The organism is Pseudomonas sp. DW-iso3 (genome assembly GCF_058725305.1).
Window position 1 is genome coordinate 115,582 of record NZ_JBZXDZ010000002.1, and the last position, 23,419, is coordinate 139,000.

Below are 23,419 nucleotides of genomic sequence, written 5' to 3' on the forward strand. Positions count from 1 at the left end.
ATTCGGTGCCCGCGGGAGGCCAAGATCCAGTGTGGGAGGAAGCAGGCTATTTGGGATACAACGGCGGCAAACTGGTGGTATCCGCCGCCGGATCCAGTTCACGTTCAGCTATAGGAATCGCTTTCACGGCACGCCACAAGTCCTCACCCAGCCAGAAATGCCCACTCTCGCTGTACAGCGCGCCATTCAAGCCATCCAATGCATCCGACAATGGCACAAATCGCGCTGCCATGTCCGCGAGCGTTTCCGGCTGCTGCCGCGCCCAGGCGTCGAGGGCCTGGCGGGTGGCTTGCGGGTCGTTGGCCTGGGTGGCGCGTTTAAGGTCATCGAGCAGGGTGCGCGGGCTCGGGCCCGTTTGCGCGGCACGTTGCACGGCCGGTTGCCGGCGTGCGCGCCACCACAGGCCAAAACCCAGCAGGGTGGTGCAGGCGAAGAGCAACGTGCTCAGTTGCCACAGCCACAGGCGTTCATCATCCGGCGCGGTGATCACCGTGGGCGTGGCGGGAGTGTCGACGGCCAGGCTCGGGTTGATCGCCACTTGCAGGGTGCGCGCGGGCAGGCTGGTACGCTCCAGATGATCTTCGTGGGTGTTCCACCACACTACGTCCACGGCGGGCAGGTCCATGCTGCCTGCGAGGGTGGGCACCAGGGCTTCGCGGTCTTCACGGCTGCCGATCAGGCCACGGTCGTTGGTCTGGTTGCCGAGCACCGGTTGGTCCGGGTAGCGGCGCAGGCCGTTGACGTCGGTGCTGGGCAGGGCCGGCAGTTGTGCGCTGGACAGGCCTTCGGCCTTGACCGTGAGGCTGCGGGTCAGGGAGTCGCCGACCTGCACATGCTCAGGCGCCGGGTTCCAGTTTTCGCTCAGGGTCAGGCTGCGTGCCGGTAGCCATGGGGCGTCGGCGGGATACAGCGCGGGCTTGGGTTTGACCACCAGCGGTAACTCCGCAGAGCTGACGTGAATCAGCTTGCCCGGCTTGGTGCCTTGCAGGGTGTTTTCCTGCGGTGGGCGCGACTCCACCAGCGTGGCGCTGAAGGTCTGCGCCGGAATCGCCAGGGTGCCGCTGTGCTGCGGATAGATCGCGTAGCGGGTCTCGATCACGCCATGGCGGATACTGTTGATGACCTTTTCGTAGGTGCGGGACTCGCCCAACTGCTCCACGCGCGCATCGGCAATCTGCAGGGGGGTGAGGCTGCTGTCATCGTACAGCGACACCGAGTGGTAGACGCGTACGGTCAACAGTGCCTGGGCCTGGACGTAGACACTGGTCTGGTCGAGGTTGGCCTCGACAAACACCGGCGCCAGCTCGGCGGCGGTGTTCTGGCTGGCGGTTTCGACCACTTGCAGGCTGATGGGCTGGGTCTTGTAATCGCCCACTTGCAGGGGCGGGATGACCACTGTGCCGTTTTCCTTGGGCAGCAGGGTGATGATCCAGCGCGTGGTGGCGTGGTTATCGCCGCCCAAGGTGGTGAGCTGGTTGATCTGGCGGGTGCCGCTGACTTCGAACTGCGCATCCAGCGGCGACAGGTCCGGCTTGCCGAACTGCGTGACATCGCTGGACTCCACCGTCAATTCCACCGTTTCCCCGGAGTTGACGCGGCTGCGGTCGACGCTGGCGGTCAGGTTCGCCGCCTGGGCGTGGCCTGCCGAGAGGGCGAGCAGGAGCAGTAGGGTGGTGCGGCGGCTCATCGAGTCTTGTCCTGATGTTGTTGCTGTTCGTACCAGAATTTGCGGCGCAGCAGTTCACCGGGATTGTCCGGGATCTCCTGCAGCCATTGCTCCAGGGCCTGACGGTGTTCACCGTCGAGGCTCGCGTTGTCGGGGCGCAGCGGCGGGGTGGTGGTCTGTTCGTCGCCCAGTTCGCTGCCGGGCACTTCGTTGCCTGGGGTTGGCGATGGACTGCCGGCCTGGGTGTCGTCAGTACCGGATTCGCCCTGGCCCTGGGACGACGGCTCGCCCCCCGTGGCGTTTTGCCCACTGGCGCCCGGTTGCGCAGTTTGGCCGGGTTGAGTGGTTTCGTCATCTTCGTTTTTTGCCGGCTGGGTCGGTTCCGGTTCGTCGCGTTCCTGCACCAGTGCTTCCACCAACGCCTTGTTTTTCAGGGCGGGCTGCAGGTCGGGCTGGGCTTCGAGGGCCTGTTCGTAGGCATCGATGGCGGCTTCCAGCTCACCGGACCTGGCCAGGGCGTTACCCCGATTGTAGTGGGAGTAGGCGTCATTGCCTTCGGCAAACAGCTTGATAGCCTCGGCGTAGTTGCCGGCTTCGTAAAGCGCCACGCCTTTCCACTGCGGGTCTTCGAAGTGTTCGGCGGCTTCGGCGGGGCGTTTTTTCTTCAGCAGGTATTGGCCTTGCTGGTCGGGACGCAGCCACAGGTCCTGCAAGCTGAATGCGTAGCTGGGCTGTGGTGCGCTCAACAGCAGCAGGGGCAGGCAGAACAACCAGCCACGCCGCCCGGCACAGGCAGCGAGTAGCAACAGGGGCAGGAGCAGCCAGTAACCCTGGTCGGCCCAGGTGTCCAGGCGCAGCAGTTGGCCATCGTTGCGCAGGGTCTGCGGCGGGTCGAGCACGCCGAGTTGGCGCAGGTCTTTGTCGTCCAGGCGTGCCGCGCGGTAGCGCCCACCCATTTCACTGGCGAAGGCCTTGAGCGTCGGGCTGTCGAGGCGCGGCACCAGGATCGCGCCTTGTTCGTCCTTGAGAAATTCACCGCTTTCCTGGGTCACCGGCGTGCCTTCACGGCTGCCGATGCCGAGGATCGACAGGGTGGGCGATTGTGCGTTTTGCAGCAGCAGGCGAATGCCCTGGCGTTCCTGTTTGGACAGCGAAGAACCAATCAGCAGTAGGCGTCCCTGGCCGAGGCCACCTTGCTTGAGCAGGCCGAGGGCTTTCTCGACGGCCAGGTCGGCGCGATGGCCGGCCTCAGGCATGATCGAGGGGCGCAGGGCGTCCAGCAGGTTGCGGCTGGTGGCCAGGTCATCCGACAGCGGCACCAGGGTGTGGGCGCTACCGGCGTAGACGACGATGGCGGTTTGTGCGTCGGTACGCGCCTGCAACACGTCATATAGCTTGCGCCGTGCCTGCTCCAGGCGGTTAGGCGGGCTGTCGGTGGCGAGCATTTCCGGGGTCAGTTCCAGCAACACCACCAACGGATCGGAAGGCTTCTGGCTCGACTGCTCAACACGCTGCCAGCTTGGGCCGAGCAACGCCAGCACGGCCAACAGCCAGGCAATGCCCAGCAGCACCCACGGCGATTTGCTCTCGCGGCCGTTTCCACCCCTGAGCAACACGGCATGGAAGGCCGCAGGCAAGATCATCTGCCAGCGCCCGGCGCGCTTTTGCCGGTGCCACAGGTGCCACAGCAACCAGCCGAGCAACGGCAGCAGCAACAACCAGCCGGGGCGGAACCAGTGCGGCCACAGGTCGATCATCGACGCCTCCGCAAACGCAGGCGTTTGAGGCGTTGGCGCCATTCCGGGTGTTGTTGCAGGAAAATCCCCTTGCTCGACAATTTGTTGAACAACCGTTGCAGGGCGTTGTTCGGCCAGCGTTCTTGAATCACCAGCAGCATGCTCAGCACCAGCGCCAGGGCCAGCGGTGCGCTGTACAGCGCCAGGGCCGGGCGTGCCTGCGTCGGTTGCTGTTCGACCGGTTCCAGTTTGTCGAGGGTCTCCTTGATCGCTTGCAATTGCTCACCGTCACGGGCGCGGAAGTATTGGCCGCTGGTGACGTCGGCGATGGCCTTGAGCGCTGGCTCGTCGAGGTCCAGGCTCGGGTTGACGCCGAGGATGCCCAGGGAGCCGGTTTGTTCCGGGTCGGCGCCGATGCCGATCGGATAGATTTTTACCCCTTCTTCAGCGGCGAGGCGCGCGGCAGTCAGCGGGTCGATCTGCCCGGCGTTGTTGGCGCCGTCAGTGACCAGGATCAGCACGCGGCTCTGCGCCGGGCGCTGGCGCAGGCGTTTCAGGGCCAGGCCGATGGCGTCGCCAATCGCGGTGTTCTTGCCGGCAATGCCGATGCGCGCTTCATCCAGCCAGGTGCGCACGGTGCGGCGGTCAAAGGTCAGTGGAGCTTGCAGGTAGGCTTGGCTGCCGAACAGGATCAGGCCAACCCGATCACCTTCGCGGCCCTCAAGAAAATCGCCAAGCAGGTGCTTGACCAGGCTCAAGCGACTCACGTCTTCGCCCTGCCAATGCATATCGGGGAAGTCCATGGAGCCGGACACGTCCACCGCCACCAGCAGGTCGCGGCCACTGGCGGCGATCGGCAGCGGTTCGCCGAGCCATTCCGGGCGTGCGGCGGCGGTCAGCAGCAGCAACCACAGCATCACGAACGGTGCTTGTTGGCGCCAACCGGGCAAGTTGATGCGGGCGCGACGACGGGCCAGGCCTTCGAGGTCGCTGAGGTAGCTGACTTTCAAGGCGGGCTCACCGCTGTCGGCGGCCGGCAGCACAAGGCGCATCAACCACGGCAAGGGCAACAGGGCGAAGATCCACGGCCAGGCGAACTCAAACATGTTTGCGAATCCAGGTGTCGACGGCTTGGGTCAGGCCGGCGATAGCCTTGTCGTCCAGTTTGCATTCGGGTTTGTAGGCGCCCTCTACCAATACCATCCAGCGTGTGAGGCCGGCGGCGGGGCAGCGGTTATCGAGGAACGCCAGCCATTTGCGGCCGTTGAGGGTGTGGCTCTGGCTATAGGGATAATCGTTGCGACACAGCCGTTTGAGCAGACCGTTGAGCTGTTGCAGCCAGGCGCCGGCGGGCGCGCCATCGTAAGGCTTGGGCATTAGCGCAAGCTCTGCCAGGGCGGCGATGCGCAGCGGGTCCAGCGGCTGTTCGGCGCGGGCGATGGGGCGGCGGGCCGGCAAAAAGCGGCGCAGTGACCACAGGCCCCAGCCGAGCAGCGGAAGCACCAGCAGCAACAGCCACCAACCCGGCGCGGGCGGCCAGAAGCCGACGGCGGGCGGGGCGATCAACGGCTGCAGTTGGTCAAGGCTGCTCATTGTTTTTTAACCGGGCGTTGCGGGTTGAGGTATTCGCGCAGTTGCTCGACCATTTCGCTCTGGGTGCTCAGGGGCATCAGTAGCACACGCAGTTTCTGGGCGAGCAGCTCCCAGCGCGCGATGCGGGCTTCGGCCTGGGCCTTGTAGGCCTGGCGCAGATCGAAATTCAGCGTATCCAGTTCCAGTTGAGCACCGCGCTCCGCGAAGCGCAGCAGCCCGGCGGCGGGCAGGGCGTGGTCGAGTGGGTCGGAGATCGGCAACAGCAGCAGGTCGCAATGCCGCGACAATAGGCTGAGTTGTTGCTCGGCGCCTTCGGTCAGCGCGCGTTCATCGCAGATCACAATCACCAGGCTACCGGGGCGCAACACTTCGCGGCCACGGCGCAAGGCCATGCCGAGGGCGTCGGCTTCGGGGCGGCTTTCGGTGCTCAGGCTCTGGTTGACGCGCACCAGGCGGTTGAGCAGTTGCAGCAGGCTTTGCTTGCTGCGGCGCGGCTTGATTTCGTAGTGCTCGTTGTCGCCGAACACCAGGCCGCCCACACGGTCGTTATGCCCCAGTGCGGCCCAGCCAATCAGACTGGCGGCCTGTGCGGCCAGCACCGACTTGAACATCTGCCCGGAGCCGAAAAACAGCCGGCAGCTTTGTTCCACCATGATGAAGATCGGTCGCTCGCGTTCTTCATGGAACAACTTGGTGTGCGGCTCTTGGGTGCGCGCCGTCACACGCCAGTCGATGGTGCGCACGTCGTCCCCGGCCTGGTACACGCGCACCTGGTCGAAGTCCACACCACGCCCGCGTAGCTTGGAGTGATGCAGGCCGATCAGCGGGCTGCGCTGGCTTGGCGTGGAAAACAGTTGCACTTCGCGCACGCGATGGCGCATCTCGATCAACTCGCTGAGCGTGACGCGGATCCCATCGCTTGCGTTCATGGGTTTCAAGCGACGGCAACGACGTCGAGAATGCGCTGCACCACACGGTCCTGGTCAATGCCGGCGGCTTCCGCTTCGAACGACAGGATGATGCGATGGCGCAACACGTCGAACAGCACCGCCTGGATATCTTCCGGGCTGACGAAGTCGCGACCGGCCAGCCAGGCATGGGCGCGGGCACAGCGGTCGAGGGCGATGGAGCCGCGTGGGCTGGCGCCGTAGGCAATCCATTCGGCCATTTCCAGGTCGAACTTGGCGGGGGTGCGGGTGGCCATCACCAGTTGCACCAGGTATTCCTCTACGGCATCAGCCATGTACAGGCCGAGGATTTCCTTGCGCGCGGCGAAGATCGCCTGCTGGCTGACGCGGCGCTCAGGCTTGGTTTCGCCGTTGAGGGCTTCGCCGCGGGCCTGTTGCAGGATACGTCGCTCGACGGCGGCGTCCGGGAAGCCGATTTTTACATGCATCAAGAAGCGGTCGAGCTGGGCCTCGGGCAACGGGTAGGTGCCTTCCTGCTCGATGGGGTTTTGCGTGGCCATCACCAGGAACAGCGGCGACAAGTCATACGTGCTGCGCCCGACGCTGACCTGGCGCTCGGCCATGGCCTCCAGCAGGGCCGACTGCACCTTGGCCGGCGCGCGGTTGATTTCGTCCGCCAGCACCAGGTTGTGGAAGATCGGCCCTTGCTGGAACACGAAGCTGCCGGTTTCCGGACGATAGATCTCGGTGCCGGTGATGTCGGCGGGCAACAGGTCGGGGGTGAACTGGATTCGATGGAACTGCGCTTCGATGCCTTCCGCCAACTCTTTGATGGCCTTGGTCTTGGCCAGGCCCGGCGCGCCTTCCACCAGCATATGGCCGTCGGCGAGCAAGGCGATCAACAGGCGATCGATGAGTTTTTCCTGGCCGAGAATCTGCGTAGAAAGAAAGGTTCGCAGCGCAAGCAGCGCTTCACGATGTTCCATCGATGACGGTTCCTGGAGAGATGAGCCCGGCGGTCGAGCAAAAACGCCGGGCTTGGGAGGCTTACTTTAATGCATCGAGGGGGCTGGCGACTAACGGCGTAACGGGTATTTTTGGCAAAACTTGTAGGATTTTTGTGTGGGAGGCATCACGCGCGGACGTAGGTGCCAGTGCCTTTGAGGATGTTTTGCAGGGTTTCTTCGACTTCGGCCAGATCCGACGCGGCTGTGGCGTGGGTGATCTCAAGGTGATCCTTGCCGCCCAGTGCATCGGCGTCACCCGCCGCCAGCTCGACCCGTAGCGTGGTGTCACTCAGCGTGATCTTCAGCCCATCCAGGGTCGATGGCTCGTAGTCCCAGGTCAGCTCCACTTCGTCTTCATCCGGGTAGCGGGTCAGCATGAACATTTCGCCGTTCTTGCCGTGACAGCAGAGCATCGCCATGTTGTCCTCTTCGTCATCGCACGGGGTGACCATCAGGGCGTCGGTTTTCAGCTGCAGCATGGGGAATCCTGGTAGGGGGTAGGGCGTAATAGGGGCAATTGTGCCATTGCGGCGAATTTTGTGCTGCATCCTGTGTCAGACCCAGTGCATGACCTGACGGGCAATATCAGTCATTTCTGGTACTCGCACGCCTTGAAATAGCCGGTTTTTTTGCCGGATGTTGCGGGTTGCCCAAGTCGCAACCCTACGCCTGCTTACCGATGACCGAATATGTCGCAGCGTCGCAAGCAGCTGGCTTCCCACACTCGTTAAGCTGCGCAACGGATGTGCCCTGTGCCGGGAGTCTGACCTGCCCGTCGTACCGTCGCCTGGCAAGGCGCATGTCCAATGGAAGTTGTATGTGACCTGACTGTCTTGTCCAGCTTCACTCACCTGTCACGCTGAATTCGCTATGGTTAACCTGCGAACAGCGCTGACGGTCTCCCCGCAAGGGGATAACACGCGACGCTTCCATCAATAACAAGCCCAAGCGGAGTACCACAGATGGCGTTCTTCACCGCAGCCAGCAAGGCCGACTTCCAGCATCAACTGCAAGCGGCACTGGCGCAGCACATCAGTGAACAGGCACTGCCACAAGTGGCGCTGTTTGCTGAACAATTCTTCGGCATCATTTCCCTGGACGAACTGACCCAGCGTCGCCTTTCCGACCTGGCCGGTTGCACCCTCTCTGCGTGGCGCCTGCTTGAGCGCTTTGACCATACCCAACCGCAAGTGCGGGTCTACAACCCCGATTACGAACGTCATGGCTGGCAGTCGACCCATACCGCGGTTGAAGTGCTGCACCATGACCTGCCATTCCTGGTGGACTCGGTCCGTACCGAGCTGAACCGCCGCGGCTACAGCATCCACACCTTGCAGACCACCGTGCTCAGCGTACGCCGTGGCGCCAAGGGCGAGTTGCTGGAAATCCTGCCTAAAGGCACCCAGGGCGAAGGCATCCAGCAAGAATCGCTGATGTACCTGGAAATCGACCGCTGCGCCAACGCCGCCGAACTGAACGTGCTGAGCAAAGAGCTTGAGCAGGTGCTGGGCGAAGTGCGCGTGGCCGTGGCCGATTTCGAGCCGATGAAAGCCAAGGTCCAGGACCTGCTGGCCGGTATCGACGCCAGCCAGTTCAGCATCGACGGCGAAGAAAAAGCCGAGATCAAGAACTTCCTGGAATGGCTGGTGGGCAACCACTTTACCTTCCTGGGATATGAAGAATTCGTGGTACGTGACGAGGCGGATGGCGGTCATATCGAATATGACGCCGATTCCTTCCTCGGCCTGACCAAGCTGCTGCGCGCCGGCCTCACCGCCGACGACCTGCGCATCGAAGACTACGCCGTGGCCTACCTGCGTGAGCCGACCGTGCTGTCGTTCGCCAAGGCCGCGCACCCGAGCCGTGTACACCGTCCGGCGTACCCGGACTACGTGTCGATCCGTGAGATCAGCGCCGACGGCAAAGTGATCAAGGAACACCGCTTCATGGGCCTGTACACCTCCTCGGTGTATGGCGAAAGCGTGCGGGTTATTCCGTACATCCGTCGCAAGGTCGCGGAAATCGAACGCCGCTCCGGCTTCCAGCCCAAGGCTCACCTGGGCAAGGAGCTGGCTCAAGTCGTTGAAGTGCTGCCACGCGACGACCTGTTCCAGACCCCGGTCGACGAATTGTTCAGCACTGTGATGTCCATCGTGCAGATCCAGGAACGCAACAAGATCCGCGTGTTCCTGCGCAAGGACCCGTACGGTCGTTTCTGCTACTGCCTGGCCTACGTGCCGCGCGACATCTATTCCACCGAAGTGCGCCAGAAGATCCAGCAAGTGCTGATGGATCGCCTGAAGGCCTCGGACTGCGAATTCTGGACCTTCTTCTCCGAATCCGTGCTGGCCCGTGTGCAGCTGATTCTGCGGGTTGACCCGAAGAACCGTCTGGACATCGACCCGCTGCAACTGGAAAAAGAAGTGGTGCAGGCCTGCCGCAGCTGGCAGGACGACTACTCCAGCCTTGTCGTCGAAAGCTTCGGCGAAGCCCACGGCACCAACGTGCTGGCTGACTTCCCGAAAGGCTTCCCGGCCGGCTACCGCGAGCGCTTCGCCGCGCATTCCGCCGTGGTCGACATGCAGCACCTGCTGAGCCTGACCGAAGCCAACCCGCTGGTGATGAGCTTCTACCAGCCGCTGGGCCAGGTTTCCGGCCAGCGCGAGCTGCATTGCAAGCTCTACCACGCCGACACCCCGCTGGCGCTGTCCGACGTGTTGCCGATCCTGGAAAACCTCGGCCTGCGCGTGCTGGGCGAGTTCCCGTACCGTCTACGCCATGCCAATGGCCGTGAGTTCTGGATCCATGACTTCGCGTTCATCGCCGCCGAAGGCGTGAACCTGGACATCCAGCAACTGAACGACACCCTGCAGGATGCGTTCGTGCACATCGTGCATGGCGACGCCGAGAACGATGCGTTCAACCGCCTGGTACTGACCGCGGGCCTGCCTTGGCGCGATGTGGCGCTGCTGCGTGCCTATGCCCGTTACCTGAAGCAGATCCGCCTGGGCTTCGACCTGGGTTACATCGCCAGCACCCTGAACAACCACACCGACATCGCCCGCGAGTTGACCCGGTTGTTCAAGACCCGCTTCTACCTGGCGCGCAAGCTGACCGCCGACGACCTGGAAGACAAGCAGCAACGCCTGGAACAAGCGATTCTCAGCGCGCTGGACGATGTTCAGGTGCTCAACGAAGACCGCATCCTGCGTCGCTACCTGGACCTGATCAAGGCCACGCTGCGCACCAACTTCTACCAGACTGACGCCAACGGCCAGAACAAGTCGTACTTCAGCTTCAAGTTCGACCCACGCGCCATTCCTGAACTGCCGAAGCCCGTGCCGAAGTTTGAAATCTTCGTGTACTCGCCACGCGTGGAAGGCGTGCATCTGCGTTTCGGCAACGTCGCTCGCGGCGGCCTGCGCTGGTCCGACCGTGAAGAAGACTTCCGGACCGAAGTGCTCGGCCTGGTAAAAGCCCAGCAAGTGAAGAACTCGGTCATCGTGCCAGTGGGTGCGAAGGGCGGCTTCCTGCCGCGTCGCCTGCCATTGGGCGGCAGCCGCGACGAGATCGCGGCCGAGGGCATCGCCTGCTACCGCATCTTCATTTCGGGCCTGTTGGACATCACCGACAACCTGAAGGATGGCGCCCTGGTGCCGCCGGCCAACGTCGTGCGCCATGACGACGATGACCCGTACCTGGTCGTCGCAGCGGACAAGGGCACCGCGACCTTCTCCGACATCGCCAACGGTATCGCCATCGACTACGGCTTCTGGCTGGGTGACGCGTTCGCGTCCGGTGGTTCCGCCGGTTACGACCACAAGAAAATGGGCATCACCGCCAAAGGCGCGTGGGTTGGCGTGCAGCGTCACTTCCGTGAGCGCGGCATCAATGTGCAGGAAGACAGCATCACCGTGGTCGGCGTCGGTGACATGGCCGGTGACGTATTCGGTAACGGCCTGTTGATGTCCGACAAGCTGCAACTGGTCGCGGCGTTCAACCACCTGCATATCTTCATCGATCCAAACCCGAACCCGGCCACCAGCTTCGTCGAGCGTCAGCGCATGTTCGAGCTGCCGCGTTCGGCCTGGACCGACTACGACACCAGCATCATGTCCGAAGGCGGCGGTATCTTCTCGCGCAGCGCGAAGAGCATTGCCATCTCGCCACAGATGAAAGAACGCTTCGACATTTCCGCCGACAAGCTGACCCCGACCGAACTGCTGAACGCCTTGCTCAAGGCGCCGGTGGACCTGTTGTGGAACGGCGGTATCGGGACCTACGTCAAGGCCAGCACCGAAAGCCATGCCGATGTAGGCGACAAGGCCAACGACGCGCTGCGCGTCAACGGCAACGAGTTGCGCTGCAAGGTCGTGGGCGAGGGCGGTAACCTCGGCATGACCCAACTGGGTCGTGTGGAATTCGGCCTCAATGGCGGCGGTTCCAACACCGACTTCATTGACAACGCCGGTGGCGTGGACTGCTCCGACCACGAAGTGAACATCAAGATCCTGCTCAACGAAGTGGTGCAGGCAGGTGACATGACCGACAAGCAACGCAACCAGTTGCTGGCGAGCATGACGGACGAAGTCGGCAACCTGGTGTTGGGCAACAACTACAAGCAGACCCAGGCCCTGTCCCTGGCTGCGCGCCGTGCCTATGAGCGTGCCGCCGAGTACAAACGCCTGATGAGCGACTTGGAAGGCCGTGGCAAGCTGGACCGTGCCATCGAGTACCTGCCGACCGAGGAGCAGCTCACCGAGCGCGCCGCGACTGGCAAGGGCCTGACCCGTCCGGAACTGTCGGTGCTGATCTCGTACAGCAAGATCGACCTCAAGGAAGCGCTGCTCAAGTCCCTGGTGCCGGATGACGAGTACCTGACCCGTGACATGGAAACCGCGTTCCCTCCGAGCCTGGTCGCCAAGTTCTCCGAGGCCATGCGTCGCCACCGTCTGAAGCGTGAGATCGTCAGCACCCAGATCGCCAACGACCTGGTCAACCACATGGGCATCACCTTCGTTCAGCGGCTCAAAGAGTCCACCGGCATGAGCCCGGCGAACGTGGCCGGCGCCTATGTGATCGTGCGTGACATCTTCCACCTCCCGCACTGGTTCCGCCAGATCGAAGCCCTGGACCACCAGGTTTCCGCTGATGTGCAACTGGAGCTGATGGATGAGCTGATGCGCCTGGGCCGCCGCGCTACGCGCTGGTTCCTGCGCAGTCGTCGCAACGAGCAGGACGCTGGCCGCGACACCGCGCATTTCGGTCCGCACCTGGCGGCGTTGGGCCTCAAGCTCGACGAACTGCTGGAAGGCCCGACCCGTGAAGGCTGGCAGAACCGCTACGGCAAATACACCGAAGCCGGTGTGCCGGAGTTGTTGGCGCGTATGGTTGCCGGTACGACGCACCTGTACACCTTGCTGCCAATCATCGAAGCGGCTGACGTGACCGGGCATGATGCCGCCGAAGTGGCCAAGGCCTACTTCGCCGTCGGCAGCGCCCTGGACCTGCCATGGTACCTGCAGCAGATCAGTGATCTGCCGGTGGCCAACAACTGGCAAGCCCAGGCCCGCGAGGCCTTCCGCGACGACGTGGACTGGCAGCAGCGCGCGATCACTATCTCCGTCCTGCAAATGGCCGATGCGCCGCAAGACATGGAAGCCCGCGTGGCCCTGTGGCTTGAGCAGCACAAGGACATGGCCGATCGTTGGGTGGCGATGATGGTTGAGATTCGTGCCGCTGTGGGTACGGACTACGCCATGTACGCGGTGGCCAACCGTGAGTTGCTGGACCTGGCGTTGAGCGGCCAGTCGGCGTTGCAAGCGGTTTGATTTAACTGCAAGACAGAAAGCCCCGTATCTTGAGATACGGGGCTTTTTTTTGACTTAAAAACTGGCATGACCCAGGCAAGGCTGGATGACTCTTTTCAAGCCGTTGTTATTGGCTGGTAATAAGAAGGTCGCGGTCAGCGGCTTGTCGCCTTCGTTGGCAGGCGCTATTGAGAGTTTTAGTGTTTGACCGCGTGAGGCATCGCTGGCCCAGTAGGCTAATTCGTCAGGCGCAACGGCAGTACTGAGCGCAAATACCGTTCCGATCTGGAACGCCCCGCCGTAGGTCCAGACACCGTTTACCGGGTGATCGATGGCGGTGCGTGTTGCCGTGGTGATGCGCAATGGCCCATTTGCGCTGGCGTCTGGACCTTCGAATGGCGCCGCGTCAAAGCCCAGCGAGGCCGGCGTGATCTGCAGTGCAACGCTGGCCGTCGGGCTTTGCGGGGAGCAACTGATCTCAAGGCTGGCCTTGACGTGATAGTCGCCGTAAGCGCTGCCGCCGAAAGTGCGGGCGGTTAGCATCGGGCTATCGGCGTAGGGTTGTTCAAGCAGCCAGACGGGGGCTGCCGGGGTGATGATGTAAGTCCCGGCCGTTAACGCGTCGCCCGCCCATACATAGGCATTGAACTGCGGAATGAAGAGGGCGGTGACCAGTGCGAAAGTGAGGGCTTGCATAACGCTATTCATCCGAGTTCAAGGCTGTAGGGATGAATACAATTGTGCAGTGCCATGACCCTCCGGGCTGTCGGCGATTTCGGAGATCACCGCTGTATTCGTAGTCAGTCAGGGTGGGCTTTATGGCACAGCCTGGCTCAGCAATTTGGCTTCCAGGTGATCCAGGTGTTGGGTCATCAGCGTCACCGCGGTGGTTGAGTCGCGCCGCTCCACCGCATCCACAATCGCCGCATGCTCCTGCCACGCGCAATACGTGCAGGCTTTGGCTTCAAATTGCGCAATGATCAACGAGGTCAGTGGCACCAGGCTGTTGAGAAACTGTGCCAGCGGTGCATTGCCCGCCACGCCCGCCAGTTGCAGATGGAATTCCCCGGATAACCGAATCGCCGGTCCACGCTGATCACGCTCAATGTACTCGCGTTCCCGTGCGATCAGCTCGCGCAACTGGCGGATCTGTAGGGGTGTTGCTTGCGCACAGGCCAATTGCACCACGGTGATTTCTGTCAGTCGCCGCGCTTCCAGAATCTGCCGCGCCTGCTGCGTGTCCGGCGCTGCCACCTGGGCGCGCTGGTTGGGGCGCAGGAGGATCACTTGCTGATGGGAAAGCTTTGCCAGGACGCGGCGAATCACACTGCGGCTCACGCCAAAGATCTCGCCCAGGCCTTCTTCGGTAAAGCGGCTGGCCGGGGCGATACGCTGTTCCAGGATGGCGTCGAACAATCGCGGATAGATGTCGTCCACCGAAGGCTTTTTACCGGCGACCAGACGCAGGGTTGGGAGGATAGGGTCGTAGTGCAAGGCGCGAGCGGTCATGGCCTGTCTCCAAAAAGTCAGCTGCCCAGATGGTCGTCCGGGATGTTCAAGCGAATGCCCATGCGCAGGCCTTCCTGAAGGATGTGGCGACGCATTTCGGCGCTGGCCAGGGCGCTGTTCTTGTTGCGGATGGCGCGCACAACGGCTTCATTTTCCTGCAGGCGTTCGGCCAGGTGCTCTGGCGAGTTGCGCAGCACCTGGGCGCTTTGCTTGAGTGCGTTGCTGGTCTGTTGCACCACGTTCTGGAAGATCGGGTTGGAAGTGAGGGCAAACAGCTCTTCGTGAAAACCGATGTAGGCGTTCATTCCGGCCTCTGCGTCGCCGGCGTCGAGGGCCTCGCGCATGTCCATCAAGGTCAGGCGCAGTTGGCCCACCTCTTTGCTGCTGATGGACTGGGCCACCAGGCCGACAATGAAGGGCTCGAGGGTGTAGCGCAGTTGCAGGATGTCTTCCAGGCTGGCGTCGGCCACCGCGTCGCTGGCGTGCGGTTCGCTGATATTGGTCTCCAATACCACCACGCCCTTGCCGGGCATGGAGCGCACCAGGCCGAGCGTTTCCAGCACGATCACCGCCTCACGCAGGCTGGGGCGGCTGATACCCATTTGTTCGGCCAGTTCGCGTTGGCCGGGCAGCATTTCGCCGCGACGCCACTGCCCGCGGGCCAGCGCGGCGCGGAGTTTTTCTACGACTGAATTGACGACGGTTGAGGTGCTGATCACGCCGTTACCTCCTTGATGTTGCGAACAGGGTTGTCAAATTGACGACGGTTAAAATGTGGGAGCGGGCTTGCTCGCGAAAGCAGTGTGTCAGTCACCCCATTTGCAGGCTGAACTACCGCATTCGCGAGCAAGCCCGCTCCCACATCTTGGCCTGTGTCGCTCATGAAATGGATCAAAACTCCTGATGCGCCGGCACGACCGGCTTCTTGGCCTGGAAGGCATAGCCTTGCTGGCCGTCCAGCACCTTGTTGGCGCGCTGGATATCGATGTCTTTTTCCCAGCGGGCGATGGCGACGGTGGCGACGCAGTTGCCGATCAAGTTAGTCAACGCGCGACCGATGCCCATGAACCAATCCACCGCCAGCACCAGCACCAGGCCCACCACCGGGATCGCAGGGATCGCCGTGAGGGTCGCCGCCAGGATCACCAGCGCCGAGCCGGGAATCCCGTGGGCGCCTTTGGAGGTGATCAACGACACCAGCAGAATGGTCAGCAGATCCGTCATCGATAGCGGTGTGCCGGTGGCATTGGCGATAAACACGATGGCCAGCGTCAGGTAGATGGAAAAGCCGTCGAGGTTGAACGAGTACCCCGTCGGAATCACCAGGCCCACGGTAGAACTGCCGATGCCCAGGTGTTCGAGTTTACGCATGATCTGTGGCAGCACGGCGTCGGAGGAGGCGGTGCCCATCACAATCAGCAGTTCTTCACGCAGGTACTTGAGCAGCGGCAACATGCGCAGCCCCGACAGGCGCATCACCAGACCGAGGATCAGCCCGACGAAGGCAAAGCACGTCAAGTAGAACAGGCCCACCAAACTGCCCAGGTGTTGCAGGGAGTCCAGCCCGTAGGTGCTGGTGGTGAAGGCGATTGCGCCGAACACACCGATTGGCGCCAGGCGCACAATCATGCCCATGATGCGAAAGATGATGTGGCTCAGTTCGTTGATCAGTCGCGAGATGCCCGAGGCTGCTTCGCCGACCAGGTTCAACGCACTGCCGAACAGCACCGAGAACAGCAGCACTTGCAGCACGTTGTTGTCGGCAAAGGCGCCGATCACCGAGTTGGGGATCAGGTCCATGAGGAACTGGCTGGTGCCACGGATGTGCTGACCCTTGTCTGCCAGTTCATTCAAGCCGGCCGACGACAGTTGTTCCAGATGGATATTGGCGCCGGTGCCGATACCGGTGCTGAAGGCCATCACCAGGCCGATCACCAGAGCGACGGTGGTGAGGATTTCAAAGTAGATCACGGACTTGAGGCCGATGCGCCCGACTTTCTTCAGGTCGCCGGCGCCGGAAATGCCGCTGACCACCACGCAGAACACGATCAGGCCGATCAGCATCTTGATCAGCTTGATAAAACCGTCACCCAGGGGTTTGAGTTGCGAGGAGAATTCGGGAAGGGTCAGGCCGCAGATTATGCCGAGCATCAGGCCAATCACGACTTGCAGGAAAATCGAACGCGAGCACCATCTGAGCATGGGAGGGATCTCTATTCGGTGCCCTGGTGGTTCCAGGGCTTAATTGTTGTGGTCTTACCGGTAAGTCCAGTGCGGGGCCAGTCTACGCCCGGTATTTTTGAAATCACAAGCAATTATTTGGCGGTTGACAGGTCCCGGTCTGACCAGTTGGACGGTAAGGTCGAGGCTTGAGCGGTTGGCGCGGTGGAAATTTTTTCGCTTATCATCCACCGCTCGGCACGTGAGGTGATGGATGGACACACCAGGACTGACCACTGACGACACCGGGCAGACCCACTGCACCTGGCGCATGGCCGCGCCGGAATACCCGCGTTATCACGACCAGGAGTGGGGCGTGCCGGTGGCGGATGATATTCAGCTGTACGAGAAGATCTGCCTGGAGGGCTTTCAGGCTGGCATGGCGTGGATCACCATCCTGCGTAAGCGTGAGCAGTTCCGCGTGGCGTTCGAGGGTTTTGATTTTCGCCGTGTGGCGCACTATGGAGAGGCGGATATTGCGCGGCTTATGCAGGACCCGGGCATTGTGCGCAATCGGGCCAAAATCGTTTCCACCATCAACAACGCACGCAGGGCCTGTGAGCTGGTGGATGAGACCGGTTCCCTGGCGCGCTGGTTGTGGGCGTTTGAGCCCGGTGAAGATGAGCGCCCGACCGTGGTGGACATGGCTTATTGGACGGGCAACCCCACTTCACCGGCTTCGGTGCGTTTGTCGAAGGCCTTGAAGAAGCGCGGTTGGACGTATGTGGGCCCGACCACGATGTATGCGTTGATGCAGGCGATGGGCATGGTCAATGATCACTTGGAAGGCTGTGTGTGCCGGCCACGGATCGAAGACCTGCGCCGGCAGTTCCAGCGACCTTGAGGCTTACTGCTGGAGCGGCGTCAGCACTTCAGCGTTGTCATCCAGCACCATCACCACCAGCAATCTGGCCGGTTTTGTCTGGCTGGCATTGCTCGACTCAAAGTGTCGCGAACCCGCAGGTTCGTAGAACGATTCGCCGACCTGGTAGGTTCTCGCTTTCTCATCATTCACCCGCGAAGTGATCGCGCCTTCCAGCACATAAGCCACGGCAGTGCCGGTGTGGCTGTGGGGCATGGTGGCCTGGCCTGGGGCGTAATCGACGGTGAGCATAATGGTTTTCTTGCCGGGCACATTGGTCAAGGCATGGGTTTGAAGCACCTTGATCGACTCCTGGTTGTAAACCGGTTCGTGGGCAAAGGCGCCGAGCGAGGCGAGCATCAGCGAGGCAGCGAGCAATCGTTTCATGGTGAGGTTTCCGAGTCATTCGAGACCTCTTCACCCTACGCCGCCGTGCCTGGGGGACCAATGACCAATCCGGAGGAAAATCCACTAGCCAATCTGCAGCAGGATATCGCGTACCTTATCCAGCGCCGGGTCGATGTCCAGGGTCTCGATGGCGCCGAAACCGATGATCAGGCCAGGACGTATGGGCGCATCGTGGAAGAACACGTCCAGGGGGTACACGCCCACTTCTACCCGGCGTGCCAGTTCCATCAGCAACGGGATGTTCACCGGCACCTTGCACAACGCCGCCATGTGGAACCCGGCCACAGTAGGCACCGCCTCGAACCAGGGCGACAAGTCGCCCGCCAGGCGTTGCAGGATGCGTTCACGGCGCCCGGCGTAAACCGTGTGGCAGCGGCGGATATGCTTGAGCAAGTAGCCTTCACTGATGAATTTGGCCAAGGCCCATTGCGGCAGCGTCGAGCTGTGCTGATCGGTCAATTGCTTGGCCTTGAGGACCGCGCCGTAAATGGCCGGCGGCAGCACCGCGTAACCCAGGCGCAACTCCGGCAGCAAGGTTTTCGAGAAGGTGCCGACGTAGGCCACCACGCCACGGGTGTCCAGGCTTTGCAGGGAGTCGGTGGGCCGCCCCTCGTAGCGAAATTCGCTGTCGTAGTCGTCTTCGATAATGATCGCACCCAGCTCGAACGCTCGCGCCAGCAAGGCTTCACGGCGCGCTGGGCTCATCGGCATGCCGAGGGGAAATTGGTGGGAGGGCGTCACGTAGATCAGCCGTGTGCCGTCGGGAATTCGGTCGACGCGAATGCCCTGTTCATCCACCGGCACGCTGACGACGCTGGCGCCCATCGCCATGAACATCTGGCGTGCGGGGCTGTAGCCGGGGTCTTCCATGGCAACGAGGCTGCCCGGTTCCAGCACCACGCGGGCGATCAGGTCCAGCGCCTGCTGTGCACCGTTCGTGACCACGATGTCGCTGTCACGGCAGTTGACCCCGCGGGAGAACGCGATGTGTCCGGCGATGGCGCTGCGCAGCGCCGGCAAGCCTTCGGGCTGGCTGTAGAAACCGCTGTTCTGGGCGATGCGCCGTAAGGCGTCCTGGGTACAGCGACGCCACTCATCCTGGGGGAACTGGTTGCGGCTGGTGGCACCGCCGATAAATTCGTAACGCAGCGTGCTGTCACGGGTGGGGTGACGCATCGGGGAGGGCAGTGACTGCCACTTCGCGAGGTTGGCGGCGCAGGCCAGGTCGGTGGCGCCTTGCTGGCGTTCAGTCTGTGGCGCTCGGGCATTGACGAAGGTGCCACGGCCGGTCTTGCCGATCAGTAATCCTTCGTAGGTCAGGGTGGCGTAGGTGTCCGACACGGTCTTGCGCGACACCCCCAGCTGTTGGGCGAGCAAGCGGCTGGGCGGCAACTGCGCACCGGCGGCCAGGCGCCCGGAGCCGATGGCTTCACGCAACTGTTGATACAACTGTTCGGCCAGATCCTTGCGACCGTTAATGACAACGTGCAATTCCATGTCTTACCCCGTGCATTCACTCGGGCCAAGAGTACGCGCGCATGCCGCAGGTGCAAAATGGTCTCTGCATAAACCGGCTGATTGGCTATAGGGCTTATGTCGTGTGGGCTCTAAGCTGGATTGTGATTGCACCCACTGACAGAGAACCATCGCCATGGAACCCCGCCTGGATTACTACACCGCTTCGCCACAAGCGCTCAAAGGCATGCTCATGCTGGAGGCGACGACCTTCGGCTTGTCCATCGAAAAGCACTTGCTGGAGCTGATCAAGATCCGGGTCTCGCAGCTCAACCACTGTGGTTTCTGTACGGATATGCACTCGATGGCGGCACGTCAGCGCGGCGAGACCGAGCGGCGCTTGTTCGCGGTGTGCGTATGGCGTGATTCGCCGTTCTTCACGGCACGGGAAAAGGCCGCGTTGGCTTGGAGTGAAACAGTCGCGACGTTGCCGACCTCGACGGTATCGGATGAACTGTTCGCCGCCGTGCGGTTGGAGTTCAGCGAGCAGGAACTGGTGGACCTGACCATGGCGGTGTCCAGCATCAGTGGCTGGAACCGCCTGGCAGTGAGTTTTCGGCAGCCGCCGCCAAATGCCTGATCAGGATAGGAAGCCACCGTCCACATTCAGTGACACGCCGGTGGTGTAGCTCGATGCATCGCTGGCCAGGAACAGCACCGCGCCGGCCATCTCGCTCGGGTCGGCCACGCGCTTGAGCGGGATCTGCGCCAGGGCCATTTTCAGGATCGCATCGTTCTTCACCAGCGCCGAGGCGAACTTGGTGTCAGTCAGGCCCGGCAGCAGGGCGTTGCAGCGAATGCCGAATGCCGCGCATTCCTTGGCGAACACCTTCGTCATGTTGATCACGGCGGCCTTGGTCACCGAGTAGATGCCCTGGAACACGCCCGGGGAGATTCCGTTGATCGACGCGACGTTGATGATGCTGCCGCCACCGTTCTCGCGCATCAGCTTGCCGGCTTCCACGGACATGAAGAAGTAGCCACGGATATTCACGTCAACGGTCTTCTGGAATGCACCGAGATCAGTGTCCAGCACGTTGCAGAACTGCGGGTTGGTCGCTGCGTTGTTGACCAGGATATCCAGGCGGCCGAACTGCTCGCGAATGCCGGCGAATACCTGGGTAATCTGCTCCATTTCACCGATATGGCAGGCCACCGCAGTGGCCTTGCCGCCGTCGGCGATGATCGCATCAGCCACGTGCTGGCAGCCTTCCAGCTTGCGACTGGACACGATCACGTGGGCGCCTTGCTGGGCCAGCAACTTGGCGATGGCCTCGCCGATGCCACGGCTGGCACCGGAAACAAAAGCGATTTTGCCGTCGAGGTCGAACAGGTGGGTCTTGGACATAGCGGTTCCTTAAAGGGACGATTTGCTGATGACGTTCAGGCTCATCTGCTCCAGCAGCTTGTTCATGTGAATGAACTGCGCAAAGCGTTTGTCCTGGGTCTGGCCATGGAAGAAGCGGTAGTAGATCTGCTGCACGATGCCGGCCAGGCGGAACAGGCCGTAGGTGTAATAGAAATCGAAGTTGTCGATCTGGATGCCCGCGCGCTCGGCGTAATAGTCGACGAATTGACGGCGGGTGAGCATGCCGGGCGCGTTGCTCGGCTGGCGACGCATAAGTTGCACCGGCGCTGGGTCGGCCGCTTCGATCCAGTAGGCGAGGGTGTTGCCCAGGTCCATCAGCGGGTCGCCGAGGGTGGTCAGCTCCCAGTCCAGCACGCCGATGATCTGCATCGGGTTGTGCGGGTCAAGAATCACGTTATCGAAGCGGTAGTCGTTGTGCACGATGCTTGAGGTCGGGTGGTCGGCCGGCATCTTGTCATTGAGCCAGGTGCGTACGGTTTCCCAGCTTGGCGCGTCGGGGGTCAGGGCCTTTTCGTAGCGGTCGCTCCAGCCACGGATCTGGCGCGCCACATAGCCTTCGGGTTTGCCCAGGTCGCCCAGCCCGCAGGCGCTGTAGTCGACCTGATGCAGCTCGACGAACTTGTCGATAAAACTCTTGCAGAGTGCCTCGGTCTTGGTTGCGTCCAGGCCCAGTTCGGCTGGGAGGTCGGAGCGCAGGATGATGCCGTTGACGCGCTCCATCACGTAGAACTCGGCGCCGATCACCGACTCGTCGGTGCAATGCACGTAGGCTTTGGGGCAATACGGGAAGCCGTCTTTGAGCTGGTTGAGAATGCGGTATTCACGGCCCATGTCATGGGCGGACTTGGCTTTGTGGCCAAAGGGTGGGCGTCGCAGCACGAATTCCTGACCGGGGTATTCCAGCAGGTAGGTCAGGTTCGACGCACCGCCCGGAAACTGGCTGATCGTGGGCGTGCCGCTCAGGCCCGGGATATGGGCCTTGAGGTAGGGATCGATCAGGCTGGCATCAAGTTCTTCGCCTGGGCGAATCTGGGTCGATTGGTCGTTCAGCGCCATGCTTATCCCTTCTGCTTATTCTAAAGGCCTCGGACTATTTCCTAATCTAATGCGCACCACCGCCCAGCGACAAGGTCGGGGCGGCTTAATAGGTTAGCGTGTTGGACGATGATCAGCGTGCCTGATCGGTCATTTAGTGGGCGGGGGCAGGGCGACCGGCGTGAGCACCGGGCGGCCGGCGAAGTATTCCACCAGGTTGTCGGCCACGCGCTGCACAGTGTCGTGGGCGGCCTCTGGCGACAAGCCGGCCACATGCGAAGTGAGCACGGTATTGCTGAGCTTCTTGAGAGCATCGGGCACTTGGGGTTCGTCGTCGAACACATCCAGTGCTGCGCCACCGATGCGGCGTTGTTCAAGGGCGGCGACCAGGTCGGCGGTCACCACTACGCTGCCACGGCCGATGTTGACCAGGTAGCCGTTCGGGCCAAGCGCATCCAAGGCGTGGCGATCGATCAGGTGGCGCGTGCTGGCGCCACCGGGCGTGGCCAGGATCAGGAAATCCGAGGTGCGCGCCAGTTCCACCGCCGTGGCGCAGTAGGTGTAGTCGACGTCGTCACGTGGCTGGCGGTTGTGATAACTCACTTCCATGCCGAAGCCCTGGGACGCACGCTTGGCGATTTCCAGGCCCACCGCACCCAGGCCGAGGATGCCCAGTTGCTTGCCGCCCAGGGACGGGCGCATCACCTTGGGCCATTCACCGCGGCGTACGGCGGCGTCGGTCTGCGGGATGCCGCGCACCAGCGAGAGCAGTAATGCCATGGCGTGATCGGCCACCGATGGCGCGTTCACCCCTGCGCCATTGGTCACGACGATCCCGCGATTGCTGGCGGCTTGCAGGTCTACGTGTTCGTAGCCGGCACCTATCACGCAGATGATTTCCAGCTGGGGCAGGGCGGCGATTTCCTCGGCGTACAAACCCAGCGGGCCACGGGTCAGCACGGCCTTGATCTGGCTGCCGTGGGCCTTGATGGCCTCGGCGCGTTCGGCGGGTGTCGGTGCCAGAATCACATGAAAGTCGTTGCCCTCGATGATGGGCAGGTATTCATTGATGGTTTCAACCAGGACCAGAACAGTGGCGGTCATCGGAAGGCTCTTCCTGAAGGGTTTGAGGGGCTGAGTATGCCGTATTTGAGCGCTCAGAAGCTGATCTCGAAGGCGCTTGCACGCGTCACAAACGCGCCGGCCAGGGTGGCATTGTGGTGTTCGATAATCGCCTCGGCCTTCAGCGCCGGCGTGTCCATGCAGGTATGGCCGTCTTCTGGCAGTACCACCGAAAACCCCAGTTCCACAGCGACCCGGCAGGTGGTGTCGATGCAGAACTGGGTTTTCATGCCTGCAATCACCAGCTCATTGACCCGCGCAGCTCTCAATTGCTGTTCCAGGTCCGTGCCCAGGAAGCAACTGGGGCGGGTCTTGTTGAACAGGTGATCGCGGGATTCGTCTACCTCCAGTTCATGCCACAGCTGCCAGAGCGGGCTGCCGGCTTCAATCGGTGAGCCGGCCGGGCCGGTGTGGCGAGCCACGAAGATCGGGGCGCCGGCATCGCGCGCGCGTGCTATCAATTGGTTGAGGGTGGCGAGTACGCGTTCGCGCTCGAAGGGTTTTTCCGGACCGTCGTATAAACCGGTTTGCATGTCGATGATCAGCAGGGCGTCAGCCATGGTGTTGCTCCTTGTGATTGCCACATGGGCGGAGCAATAAAAAGGCCCCGTCCATTGCTGGCGGGGCCTTGGGTTGAATCTGTGAAGTGTCTAGCTCAA

General features: G+C 62.2%; 20 protein-coding genes. 3 read left to right on the forward strand and 17 right to left on the reverse strand.

All coding sequences use genetic code 11. The features are described 5' to 3' along the window. Nucleotides 1-46: 46 nt before the first annotated feature. From AC4PS7_RS06255 to AC4PS7_RS06285, 7 genes are all read right to left on the reverse strand, one after another. Nucleotides 47-1,687, reverse strand: a complete 1,641-nt coding sequence (locus tag AC4PS7_RS06255; protein WP_021491560.1) for a BatD family protein — start codon at nucleotides 1,685-1,687, stop codon at nucleotides 47-49. Next, the gene (locus tag AC4PS7_RS06260) at nucleotides 1,684-3,423 is read right to left on the reverse strand and encodes a tetratricopeptide repeat protein (protein WP_045792024.1); all 1,740 of its coding nucleotides are present in this window, start codon (nucleotides 3,421-3,423) and stop codon (nucleotides 1,684-1,686) included. Before AC4PS7_RS06260 ends, AC4PS7_RS06255 begins: the two co-directional genes overlap by 4 nt. Continuing rightward, the gene (locus AC4PS7_RS06265) at nucleotides 3,420-4,508 is read right to left on the reverse strand and encodes a vWA domain-containing protein (protein ID WP_045792025.1); all 1,089 of its coding nucleotides are present in this window, start codon (nucleotides 4,506-4,508) and stop codon (nucleotides 3,420-3,422) included. The genes AC4PS7_RS06260 and AC4PS7_RS06265 overlap by 4 nt, the downstream gene beginning before the upstream one ends. After that, a complete protein-coding gene (locus AC4PS7_RS06270; RefSeq protein WP_010210039.1) occupies nucleotides 4,501-4,995 on the reverse strand; it encodes a DUF4381 domain-containing protein in 495 nt (164 codons plus the stop codon). The genes AC4PS7_RS06265 and AC4PS7_RS06270 overlap by 8 nt, the downstream gene beginning before the upstream one ends. Beyond that, nucleotides 4,992-5,924, reverse strand: a complete 933-nt coding sequence (locus AC4PS7_RS06275) for a DUF58 domain-containing protein (RefSeq protein WP_025857778.1) — start codon at nucleotides 5,922-5,924, stop codon at nucleotides 4,992-4,994. The genes AC4PS7_RS06270 and AC4PS7_RS06275 overlap by 4 nt, the downstream gene beginning before the upstream one ends. Nucleotides 5,925-5,929: 5 nt before the next feature. Beyond that, nucleotides 5,930-6,889 carry an AAA family ATPase gene (locus AC4PS7_RS06280; protein WP_010210043.1) on the reverse strand — a complete coding sequence of 320 codons (960 nt, stop codon included), beginning with the start codon at nucleotides 6,887-6,889 and terminating at the stop codon, nucleotides 5,930-5,932. A 146-nt stretch (nucleotides 6,890-7,035) separates the two neighbouring features. Further along, nucleotides 7,036-7,389: a hypothetical protein gene (locus tag AC4PS7_RS06285; protein ID WP_010210044.1), complete on the reverse strand. Its 354-nt coding sequence runs from the start codon at nucleotides 7,387-7,389 to the stop codon at nucleotides 7,036-7,038. 483 nt (nucleotides 7,390-7,872) lie between these two features. Here AC4PS7_RS06285 and AC4PS7_RS06290 point away from each other — a divergent pair, with 483 nt between their 5' ends. Further along, complete coding sequence (locus AC4PS7_RS06290) at nucleotides 7,873-12,741, forward strand: NAD-glutamate dehydrogenase (protein WP_010210045.1); 4,869 nt, start codon at nucleotides 7,873-7,875, stop codon at nucleotides 12,739-12,741. A gap of 54 nt (nucleotides 12,742-12,795) precedes the next feature. Here AC4PS7_RS06290 and AC4PS7_RS06295 read toward each other — a convergent pair whose 3' ends face one another. From AC4PS7_RS06295 to AC4PS7_RS06310, 4 genes are all read right to left on the reverse strand, one after another. After that, entirely contained in the window at nucleotides 12,796-13,416 is a 621-nt protein-coding gene (locus AC4PS7_RS06295; RefSeq protein ID WP_010210046.1) for a hypothetical protein, read from the reverse strand. A 120-nt stretch (nucleotides 13,417-13,536) separates the two neighbouring features. After that, nucleotides 13,537-14,229: a GntR family transcriptional regulator gene (locus AC4PS7_RS06300; protein WP_021491556.1), complete on the reverse strand. Its 693-nt coding sequence runs from the start codon at nucleotides 14,227-14,229 to the stop codon at nucleotides 13,537-13,539. A gap of 17 nt (nucleotides 14,230-14,246) precedes the next feature. Next, on the reverse strand, nucleotides 14,247-14,948 hold the full coding sequence (locus AC4PS7_RS06305; protein WP_010210048.1) for a FadR/GntR family transcriptional regulator: 702 nt from the start codon (nucleotides 14,946-14,948) through the stop codon (nucleotides 14,247-14,249). A gap of 172 nt (nucleotides 14,949-15,120) precedes the next feature. After that, on the reverse strand, nucleotides 15,121-16,446 hold the full coding sequence (locus AC4PS7_RS06310) for a C4-dicarboxylate transporter DctA (protein ID WP_175439684.1): 1,326 nt from the start codon (nucleotides 16,444-16,446) through the stop codon (nucleotides 15,121-15,123). A gap of 217 nt (nucleotides 16,447-16,663) precedes the next feature. On the opposite strand from AC4PS7_RS06310, the gene AC4PS7_RS06315 reads away from it, so the two are divergent. Beyond that, nucleotides 16,664-17,293, forward strand: a complete 630-nt coding sequence (locus AC4PS7_RS06315) for a DNA-3-methyladenine glycosylase I (RefSeq protein WP_010210050.1) — start codon at nucleotides 16,664-16,666, stop codon at nucleotides 17,291-17,293. A 3-nt stretch (nucleotides 17,294-17,296) separates the two neighbouring features. On the opposite strand, the gene AC4PS7_RS06320 is transcribed toward AC4PS7_RS06315, so the two are convergent. Both AC4PS7_RS06320 and pdxR read right to left on the reverse strand, forming a co-directional pair. Beyond that, on the reverse strand, nucleotides 17,297-17,698 hold the full coding sequence (locus AC4PS7_RS06320; RefSeq protein ID WP_010210052.1) for a cupin domain-containing protein: 402 nt from the start codon (nucleotides 17,696-17,698) through the stop codon (nucleotides 17,297-17,299). A gap of 84 nt (nucleotides 17,699-17,782) precedes the next feature. After that, nucleotides 17,783-19,216, reverse strand: coding sequence for a MocR-like pyridoxine biosynthesis transcription factor PdxR (gene pdxR / locus AC4PS7_RS06325; RefSeq protein WP_010210053.1), 1,434 nt, complete (start codon nucleotides 19,214-19,216; stop codon nucleotides 17,783-17,785). A 154-nt stretch (nucleotides 19,217-19,370) separates the two neighbouring features. Between pdxR and AC4PS7_RS06330 the strand changes: the two genes are divergently transcribed. Then, complete coding sequence (locus tag AC4PS7_RS06330; protein WP_010210054.1) at nucleotides 19,371-19,814, forward strand: carboxymuconolactone decarboxylase family protein; 444 nt, start codon at nucleotides 19,371-19,373, stop codon at nucleotides 19,812-19,814. Here the strand turns inward: AC4PS7_RS06330 and AC4PS7_RS06335 are convergent, their stop codons facing one another. From AC4PS7_RS06335 to AC4PS7_RS06350, 4 genes are all read right to left on the reverse strand, one after another. Continuing rightward, complete coding sequence (locus AC4PS7_RS06335; protein WP_010210056.1) at nucleotides 19,815-20,582, reverse strand: SDR family oxidoreductase; 768 nt, start codon at nucleotides 20,580-20,582, stop codon at nucleotides 19,815-19,817. A 9-nt stretch (nucleotides 20,583-20,591) separates the two neighbouring features. Then, on the reverse strand, nucleotides 20,592-21,659 hold the full coding sequence (locus AC4PS7_RS06340; RefSeq protein ID WP_010210058.1) for a phosphotransferase family protein: 1,068 nt from the start codon (nucleotides 21,657-21,659) through the stop codon (nucleotides 20,592-20,594). A gap of 129 nt (nucleotides 21,660-21,788) precedes the next feature. Further along, on the reverse strand, nucleotides 21,789-22,742 hold the full coding sequence (locus tag AC4PS7_RS06345) for a 2-hydroxyacid dehydrogenase (protein WP_021491553.1): 954 nt from the start codon (nucleotides 22,740-22,742) through the stop codon (nucleotides 21,789-21,791). Between the two features lie 53 nt (nucleotides 22,743-22,795). Continuing rightward, nucleotides 22,796-23,320 (reverse strand): cysteine hydrolase family protein, encoded by a 525-nt coding sequence (locus AC4PS7_RS06350; protein ID WP_106119144.1) that lies wholly within the window; start codon nucleotides 23,318-23,320, stop codon nucleotides 22,796-22,798. Between the last annotated feature and the right edge of the window lie 99 nt (nucleotides 23,321-23,419).

Bases quoted from the DNA above. Each gene is read 5' to 3' on its own strand.
- AC4PS7_RS06270 (WP_010210039.1), bottom strand. From the start codon at position 4,995: ATGAGCAGCCTTGACCAACTGCAGCCGTTGATCGCCCCGCCCGCCGTC.
- AC4PS7_RS06345 (WP_021491553.1), bottom strand. From the start codon at position 22,742: ATGACCGCCACTGTTCTGGTCCTGGTTGAAACCATCAATGAATACCTG.
- AC4PS7_RS06255 (WP_021491560.1), bottom strand. From the start codon at position 1,687: ATGAGCCGCCGCACCACCCTACTGCTCCTGCTCGCCCTCTCGGCAGGC.
- AC4PS7_RS06315 (WP_010210050.1), top strand. From the start codon at position 16,664: ATGGACACACCAGGACTGACCACTGACGACACCGGGCAGACCCACTGC.
- AC4PS7_RS06290 (WP_010210045.1), top strand. From the start codon at position 7,873: ATGGCGTTCTTCACCGCAGCCAGCAAGGCCGACTTCCAGCATCAACTG.
- AC4PS7_RS06330 (WP_010210054.1), top strand. From the start codon at position 19,371: ATGGAACCCCGCCTGGATTACTACACCGCTTCGCCACAAGCGCTCAAA.
- AC4PS7_RS06295 (WP_010210046.1), bottom strand. From the start codon at position 13,416: ATGCAAGCCCTCACTTTCGCACTGGTCACCGCCCTCTTCATTCCGCAG.
- AC4PS7_RS06265 (WP_045792025.1), bottom strand. From the start codon at position 4,508: ATGTTTGAGTTCGCCTGGCCGTGGATCTTCGCCCTGTTGCCCTTGCCG.
- AC4PS7_RS06275 (WP_025857778.1), bottom strand. From the start codon at position 5,924: ATGAACGCAAGCGATGGGATCCGCGTCACGCTCAGCGAGTTGATCGAG.
- AC4PS7_RS06300 (WP_021491556.1), bottom strand. From the start codon at position 14,229: ATGACCGCTCGCGCCTTGCACTACGACCCTATCCTCCCAACCCTGCGT.
- AC4PS7_RS06280 (WP_010210043.1), bottom strand. From the start codon at position 6,889: ATGGAACATCGTGAAGCGCTGCTTGCGCTGCGAACCTTTCTTTCTACG.
- AC4PS7_RS06320 (WP_010210052.1), bottom strand. From the start codon at position 17,698: ATGAAACGATTGCTCGCTGCCTCGCTGATGCTCGCCTCGCTCGGCGCC.
- AC4PS7_RS06260 (WP_045792024.1), bottom strand. From the start codon at position 3,423: ATGATCGACCTGTGGCCGCACTGGTTCCGCCCCGGCTGGTTGTTGCTG.
- AC4PS7_RS06335 (WP_010210056.1), bottom strand. From the start codon at position 20,582: ATGTCCAAGACCCACCTGTTCGACCTCGACGGCAAAATCGCTTTTGTT.
- AC4PS7_RS06350 (WP_106119144.1), bottom strand. From the start codon at position 23,320: ATGGCTGACGCCCTGCTGATCATCGACATGCAAACCGGTTTATACGAC.
- AC4PS7_RS06285 (WP_010210044.1), bottom strand. From the start codon at position 7,389: ATGCTGCAGCTGAAAACCGACGCCCTGATGGTCACCCCGTGCGATGAC.
- pdxR (WP_010210053.1), bottom strand. From the start codon at position 19,216: ATGGAATTGCACGTTGTCATTAACGGTCGCAAGGATCTGGCCGAACAG.
- AC4PS7_RS06340 (WP_010210058.1), bottom strand. From the start codon at position 21,659: ATGGCGCTGAACGACCAATCGACCCAGATTCGCCCAGGCGAAGAACTT.